This is a genomic window from Chroococcus sp. FPU101, from assembly GCF_017312365.1.
Classification (GTDB): Bacteria; Cyanobacteriota; Cyanobacteriia; order Cyanobacteriales; family Microcystaceae; genus Chroococcus.
The window spans coordinates 193,099-199,885 of record NZ_BLJI01000005.1 but is presented as its reverse complement, the minus strand read 5'-3'; the positions used below and the strand labels follow the sequence as shown (position 1 = coordinate 199,885).

The 6,787-nt window shown below is 42.4% G+C and carries 6 protein-coding genes; all 6 read right to left on the bottom strand.

Annotated features, from left to right (window positions below):
- Positions 1-18: 18 nt before the first annotated feature.
- Positions 19-648, bottom strand: coding sequence for an FG-GAP-like repeat-containing protein (locus tag CFPU101_RS07965; protein ID WP_206814810.1), 630 nt, complete (start codon positions 646-648; stop codon positions 19-21).
- Positions 649-672: 24 nt separating this feature from the next.
- On the bottom strand, positions 673-1,743 hold the full coding sequence (locus CFPU101_RS07960; protein ID WP_206814809.1) for a TIGR03032 family protein: 1,071 nt from the start codon (positions 1,741-1,743) through the stop codon (positions 673-675).
- 403 nt (positions 1,744-2,146) lie between these two features.
- Entirely contained in the window at positions 2,147-3,238 is a 1,092-nt protein-coding gene (locus tag CFPU101_RS07955; RefSeq protein WP_206814808.1) for an ATP-binding protein, read from the bottom strand.
- 101 nt (positions 3,239-3,339) lie between these two features.
- Positions 3,340-3,639 carry a PleD family two-component system response regulator gene (locus CFPU101_RS07950; protein ID WP_206814807.1) on the bottom strand — a complete coding sequence of 100 codons (300 nt, stop codon included), beginning with the start codon at positions 3,637-3,639 and terminating at the stop codon, positions 3,340-3,342.
- 10 nt (positions 3,640-3,649) lie between these two features.
- Positions 3,650-5,773 (bottom strand): ATP-binding protein, encoded by a 2,124-nt coding sequence (locus CFPU101_RS07945; RefSeq protein ID WP_206814806.1) that lies wholly within the window; start codon positions 5,771-5,773, stop codon positions 3,650-3,652.
- Entirely contained in the window at positions 5,766-6,782 is a 1,017-nt protein-coding gene (locus CFPU101_RS07940; protein ID WP_206814804.1) for a SpoIIE family protein phosphatase, read from the bottom strand. The genes CFPU101_RS07945 and CFPU101_RS07940 overlap by 8 nt, the downstream gene beginning before the upstream one ends.
- Positions 6,783-6,787 lie beyond the last annotated feature (5 nt).

Sequence of the window (6,787 nt, the reverse complement as noted above, 5' to 3'; positions counted from 1 at the left end):
CTGACTTTTGCAAGAAGTCTAAAGATTAAAACTAGCACTAAAGCCGCCACTCTTACCAAACACCACATAGCTCTGACCTCTATAGTTCCCTGGGCTGACAAAGGGTGAGGCAATAATAATGTCATCAAAACCATCACCGTTAATATCTCCTGCACTGCTCACAGAATTGCCTAAACCGTCACTAAAATTAATTCCATTGAGAGTAAAACCGTTTGTCCCGTTGAGGCTAGAAAGATTAAGACTAGAACTAAAACCACCACTTTTGCCAAACACGACATAGCTTTGTCCTGAATTATAGTCGGCATCTTCTGCGCCGATAATGAGGTCATCAAAGCCATCACCGTTGACATCCCCCGCACCGCTCACAGAACCCCCTGAGCCGTCACCAAAATTAATTCCATTGAGAGCAAAGCCGTTTGTTCCGTTGAGTGTAGAAAGGTTAAGACTAGCACTAAAACCGCCACTACGTCCAAACACCACATAGCTTTTTCCTGCGCCACTGTTGCCATATAGATCGCCGATAATGAGATCATCAAAACCATCACCGTTGACATCTCCTGCATTGCTTACGGAATCGACTGCACCATTAAGAATAAAGCCGTTTGTTCCGTTAAGACTCGATAGTTGAAAGACTGCTGGAAAAGCCATTACATAAACTCCTATATACAATAATTAATTAATCGTGGAATGTTCCCCAATCGTAATCACCCGTCGAATTTCGTCACTTTTAAAGCCAATTGCCATCGGGCGACGAATTTTCGGTAAAACGACCACATCGTAAAGCTCATGGACTATCCCATCGATAGTCAAAGAATGAACAATATCACCTCTGTTTAAATCAATGACGAATAACCCGCCACGAGCGCTCGCATTCTGTTGATTTAACCTTTCATTCAACAACAACCCCGAAAAGGTTTTGTTTCCTCTTGGTTTCGACAAACCAACAATGGCAAAATCGGAACTAAAAGCCAGTCCTCGTAAATACCCTGGACAAAACGCAATAGGGTTAAACTCACCTGAATTAATATCTATATATCCAAATTCTCCAGTTCCCGAATTGTGTAACCAGAGTTTTTCTTGGTAATATCTTGGTGAATGTGGCATCGATAAACCAGTAGCGATAATTTCGTCGCTTTGTACATCAATGACACAACCTCCGTTTTGCCTTTGTTCTCGCCATCCTTCAGCCAAGTCACTTTGACTGACTGCTGTGACATAGCGCGGTTTAAAATCACGAATTGCGAGTCCATTCAAATGACATCGATCTTCGGCGGCTATTTTAGAAATAAAAGGAGGTTGCCACAAAGGGATGAAACTATGGGTTGGTGAAACTGTCGCTAAACAGCTAAACAGAGTATTAACAAAAATCAATTCTCCATTGACAAGTGTGACATCATGAATATCTAAATCCCCTGTGACATAACTCATTTGCGGGACATAGAAAGCATCATAATCTTGATACTCTTGCCCAGTTTCTAGAGTATTTTCAAACCGCCAAAGCTGATAGAGAGTGCTGATATATAAGGAGTTTCCCTCGGTATATAAACCCATACAGCGATCGAGAGTTCGTTCAAATACAGATAATTGCCCATTTGGTTGTAAGCCTATAAAAAAGACTTTTCCTGCTTGATAGGTTGTAAATGCAAGACTGATATTTTGTTCGGCTAACCAAGGGACAAACTGCCGTGATGTATTAATTTCTAGCTTTTTGTCGTGTTCTAAATTTGTTGTAGCATCTTCCATTTTGACTTTGGAACCTTCCCCATAAGCCTTGAGAGTTTTAAGTTTTACTTAAAACAATTAGGTATTATTTACTAATAATTTGTGATGTAGAAACAAGAAGCGTTAGGGAAGAAACAATCGTAGAACAAAAATCTATGTCTATTAAAAATAGCATTTCATTTTCAGATTAAAAGTTTTTTTAGAATTTCTTAATATCCTGTATCGAAATTAAAAAATTATCGATTTTCCTCTAGTCAAATTAGTGACTATTGGAACCAAAAAATATGATATGATACGGTTGACTTTTTATAAATTTTGTGAATTCGTTAGAAAACGACATTATATTAATGTGTAGTATCAAATCTGTACTAAAGAAAGTTAACCAAGGCTTTGAAATAGAGATTAAGATGACAGCAACTCTTTACTAATGGCGCCAAGTGAAGCGAAAAGTAGCACCTTGATTTAACTGTGAGTCAATGACGATCTTACCCCCTTCAGATTCAATAATTTTCTTAACGATCGATAAACCGATACCAGTGTTCTCTCGTTTTTCGCGCGAAGTCAGAGTTTGGAAAATCCCGAAGACCCTTTCATGATCTTCTTCGGCGATGCCTGGCCCGTCATCTGTTACTGCAAATTCATAGTAGTCCCCCAGTTGAGTGGCAGAAATCGTGATGCGTCCGTCGGGGCGATCGTGGTGTTTAATGGCATTACTGAGCAGATTGGCAAAGACTTGCTGGAGTAATAATCGTTTAGTAACCAGCTTCGGCATTTGGTTCAATTCGATGACGAAAGTATCTGGGACGACGAGGGAATCGATGATCTCATCGAGTAGTTGAGCGACATCAAAAGATTCGGTAATGTCCTCAGTGCGACCGACGCGAGAATATTCCAACAGTCCATCAATGAAGGATTCTAGACGATGCACCCGTTGGCGTAGGAGAACCATTTGCGCTTGATTTTCGGTTGGCAATTGTCCAGCAAGATCATCCTCTATCCATTGTGTAAGGTTGGAGATGGCTCGCAAGGGAGCTTTAAGATCGTGAGAGACGACGTAGACAAAACGATCAAGTTCCTGATTGCGTTGAGCTAACTCTGAGGTGGAATTGGTCAGGGAAACATTTAACTTGTTCATTTCCCATGCTTGCTCTTGTAGTTGGAGTTCAGTTTGCTTACGCTCGGTGATATCGGCGATAATCAAGACTGCACCAGTGAAAAAAAGGTCGTTATAGATAGGATCGATGGTTAAGAAGTACCAGCGTCCTTCCCAATTAATTTCAAGCTCTTCACGTCGTTGAGTTTGTTGAGCGTGATAGAAGGGAATTACCTGAGTTTCATCTAACATCGGTTTGATAAAATCTTGATGCAAATGCCCAACTAGCTCATCAGATGATTTTTTACCAAAAAGCTCGATCAGCGAATGGTTACAACGGATAAATCTTCCTTCATCGTTTAATAGACCTACTCCATCATGAATGGCATTAAAAGTAGTTTGCCATTCTCTCGCTAGGGTCAAAGCAGACGCTTCAGCCTGTCGGATTCGCAGTAGAGCTTTAATAGTAGCAATTAGCTCAACAGGTTCGACGGGTTGGATCAGATAAGCATCAGCACCGCTCTCTAGCTCTCTAGCACGATCGCGACTGCCGATAAAATTAGCCGATAGATGAAGAACGGGGATTGAAGCCGTTTTTGGATTGGCTTTAAGACGTTACAGACTTCAAAACCGTCGAGATCGGGAAGTTTAACATCTAAAATGATTAAATCAGGTTTTTGTTGGCTGATTAGTTGTAGACCATCTTCCCCAGTCGCCGCTTCGACACTATTAAATCCAGCATCTTGCAGCATATGAGCGATAATGTAACGATTAGTCTCGTTATCATCGACGAGCAGAACAGTGATTGAGCAATCCTGAAACATATTTAATTCCTTACATCATTAAATGCAGTCCCAGTCGGAGTAAAGTTTCTCTAATTCCTAGCCCTGCCGTCTGTGGAGATAATTCCTTTGAAAGAATAGCGGCACTCAAGCAAGTCAGTTGTTGTCGTTCTCTATCCTCTAACAATTTTAGGGTATAGATCACCACAGGAATCTGACAGGTGAGCGGATCGTCTTTCAGCTTTTTTAAAACTTCTATTCCGCTCATTTCTGGCATGGTCAGATCTAACACGATCGCAATTGGTTGTTTATCCTGTGCTAAACGGATACCTTCACTTCCCCTGTCGGCTTCGATCAGACTTAAACCTGTGCCATCCAAACATTCCCTGAATAGAGATCGATAGGACGGGTCGTCATCAATCAACAGAATGGTCTGTTGCGCCTCTCGTTTGAGCAAGCGATTGAGGGTGTTTAACAGCAACCATCCATCTACAGGTTTGATAAAAAAAGCATCGGCTCCTAAACTCACTGCTTTTTTTTCATTATCGATGACGGTGGCAACTAAACAGGGGATTTCTTGAAGAACTTCGTCATGCTTTATCACAGTTAAAAGCTCCCAAGTATTCTTTTCTTTTAGTAGAACATCCAAGATGATCGCACTGAATTTAAACAATTGCAAAGCTTTTTCGGCTTGCTCTAATGTGGAAGCAGCAATCATCTGATAGCGAGACTTTTCAAAATACTTTCCATAAGTGAAAAGAGTCTCTGGGTTGTCTTCAAGTACTAGAACTGGAAGACGCTCTGGGTTGATTTGAGGAAACTCGACCGATTCTGGCTGGTTATCGGGATAAATCATGGGTAGCATTAGGGAAAAAGTCGAGCCGCGTCCGAGTGTACTGCTCACCGAAATGTTGCCGCCTAGCAATTGAGCCAACTGACGGGAAAGGGGCAACCCCAAACCTGTCCCTTGAATCCGTCTTTGTAAGGGTGAAGCGAGTTGAACAAAGTCCTCAAAAATACGATCGATGTCTTCTGGCGCAATGCCGATGCCAGTATCGGTGACTGAGAAGGTAATGGTTTTCCCTGTTTGAATAGCTGCTACTCTAACCTCTCCTGATTCTGTATACTTTAAAGCGTTGGAGATCAGATTCCTTAAAATTTGACCCACTTTGTTCTCGTCTGTGTAAAGTTTTTGAACGTCTGACTCTTCAAAATTTAGAGAAATAGAGCTATTATGAGCCAACAGAGGGCGAAGCATTCCCCGCAAAGTGCCGAACAGGTCGCCTACGGTAAACTGAGCGGGATAGATGTCAATTTTCCCCGCTTCTACCTTAGCTAGATCGAGAAGGTCATTGACTAATTCTGTAAGTTCCTGTGCCGATTTGCGGATGAGACTAACCTGTTTTTCCTGTTCGCCCGTCAGTTCTCCATCCATGCGGTTGAGCAGAAAATTAGAAAGCGATCGAATTGAGTTGAGCGGTGTCCGAAATTCGTGGCTCATGTTAGAGAGAAAGCTGGTTTTAAGATCGCTGATTCGCTTTAAAGATTCAGCCTTTTCATTTAATTCGGTATATAGAGCAACAACGCCTCGATTCGTATCTTCTAACTCTTGATTGGTTTGACTCAGTTCTTCTTCTCGCGTTCTGAGTTGTGCTAGAGCATCAAGTAACTCTTTATTTTGCTGTCGGATTTCTTCTAGCGGATTTTGCGTTAAAAACTTGGCTAGTTCGCCTGAAATCTCTACTAAGCGATCGCTGTTGATTGGTGCCGTCTTTCTAGGTAGATTTTTTCCAAGTAGTACGGTTGTCCCCTGATTTAAGATAGATTCAATCTCAAAATGATCCATTAATCGTCGAGTGCCAACTAGACCTAAACCCATCCCAGTTGATGAGGTATAATGCCCATCCAAAATCGAATTTAGATTAGCAATCCCTGAGCCCAAGTCAGAAACGGTAATCCAAAAACAGGGAGGCGTTCCTTGATCTACACTAAATTTAACAATTCCACTACCTGCATATTGAAAGGCGTTGCGGGCGATTTCCGATACGGCTGTAGCAATTCGGGTCTGGTCTTGCGAATCGAAACCCAATAACTTAGCCATTTGCCGAGTTCGCTGTCGGGCAAGCACGATATCGGTCTCAGCGTGAATCTTCAAGGTGAGGATCGTTCTATTCATCTTCAGTCCTTTCCTTGGCTACAAGCACGGTTACGTCATCCCGTCCTCGATGGAAGTCTCGGTACAGTACACCAGCGATCAGACTGGAATGCTTGGCGGCTAGACCCCTATAGTTATCTAATCGCCAGTGACTGGTCAAACCGTCTGAGTGCATGATCAGAACCCCATCTTTAGGCCATTGATAGGTGAATTCCTGAAGCTTACGCATTTCGTACCCGACTATACCATTATAGGAAACCATACTGTAATTTCCTTGAGCAGTAAATACCGCTCCAGAAATATTTCCAACACCCGCAAAACGGAGAGACTGTCGCTCAAAATCGATCTCTGTAACCGCTAAAGCTGCTCCCCGCGTATTCCGTAAGGCTTGATGTGCTGCTTCGATAATTGCTTTCGGACTCTCGTTTTCTTGTTCTCGAAAGATCCGTACTGCCTCTAAAGATGCCTGAGCCGCTTGAAAACCGTGACCTAAACCGTCTGCTACCATGAATAGGGTTCGATGAGGCTGTTGAATGGTAGCCCAGCTATCACCTGAAACTTCTTCCCCCTTTTTGGGTAGACAAATTCCACCAATCACTAACCGCTCTTTAGTGTTTTTAAGGACTGAAGAGCTATCCCACATTTGAACCAGCAACGCGGTACCTTTTGGATAATCTGAATAGATCTCGAAACAGTTAGAGAGGCGGCTGATTGCTCCGAGTCCATTACCAGCCGTCCCTTTGGTCGAGTAACCATCCTGCAAACACTCACTGATATTTTCAATGCCAGGCCCTTTGTCTAGAGAAATAATTTCTAGCCCTAAGCGTTGATTTTGTTCAATGGTTTGTATCAGCAGTGTCCCATCATGAGCATGATAAACCAAATTACTAGCCATTTCCGTGACAACAATTCCTACCTGCCCCTGTTTCATCTTACTAAAACCGAGATCTTTAACCAAAGCTAAAGCTTGCCGTCGCGCATCACCCACTTGGCTCAGTTCTGAGATGGGTAAGAGAATGATTTCATTCACAATTA

Bases quoted from the DNA above. Each gene is read 5' to 3' on its own strand.
- CFPU101_RS07960 (WP_206814809.1), bottom strand. From the start codon at position 1,743: ATGGAAGATGCTACAACAAATTTAGAACACGACAAAAAGCTAGAAATT.
- CFPU101_RS07950 (WP_206814807.1), bottom strand. From the start codon at position 3,639: ATGTTTCAGGATTGCTCAATCACTGTTCTGCTCGTCGATGATAACGAG.
- CFPU101_RS07965 (WP_206814810.1), bottom strand. From the start codon at position 648: ATGGCTTTTCCAGCAGTCTTTCAACTATCGAGTCTTAACGGAACAAAC.
- CFPU101_RS07945 (WP_206814806.1), bottom strand. From the start codon at position 5,773: ATGAATAGAACGATCCTCACCTTGAAGATTCACGCTGAGACCGATATC.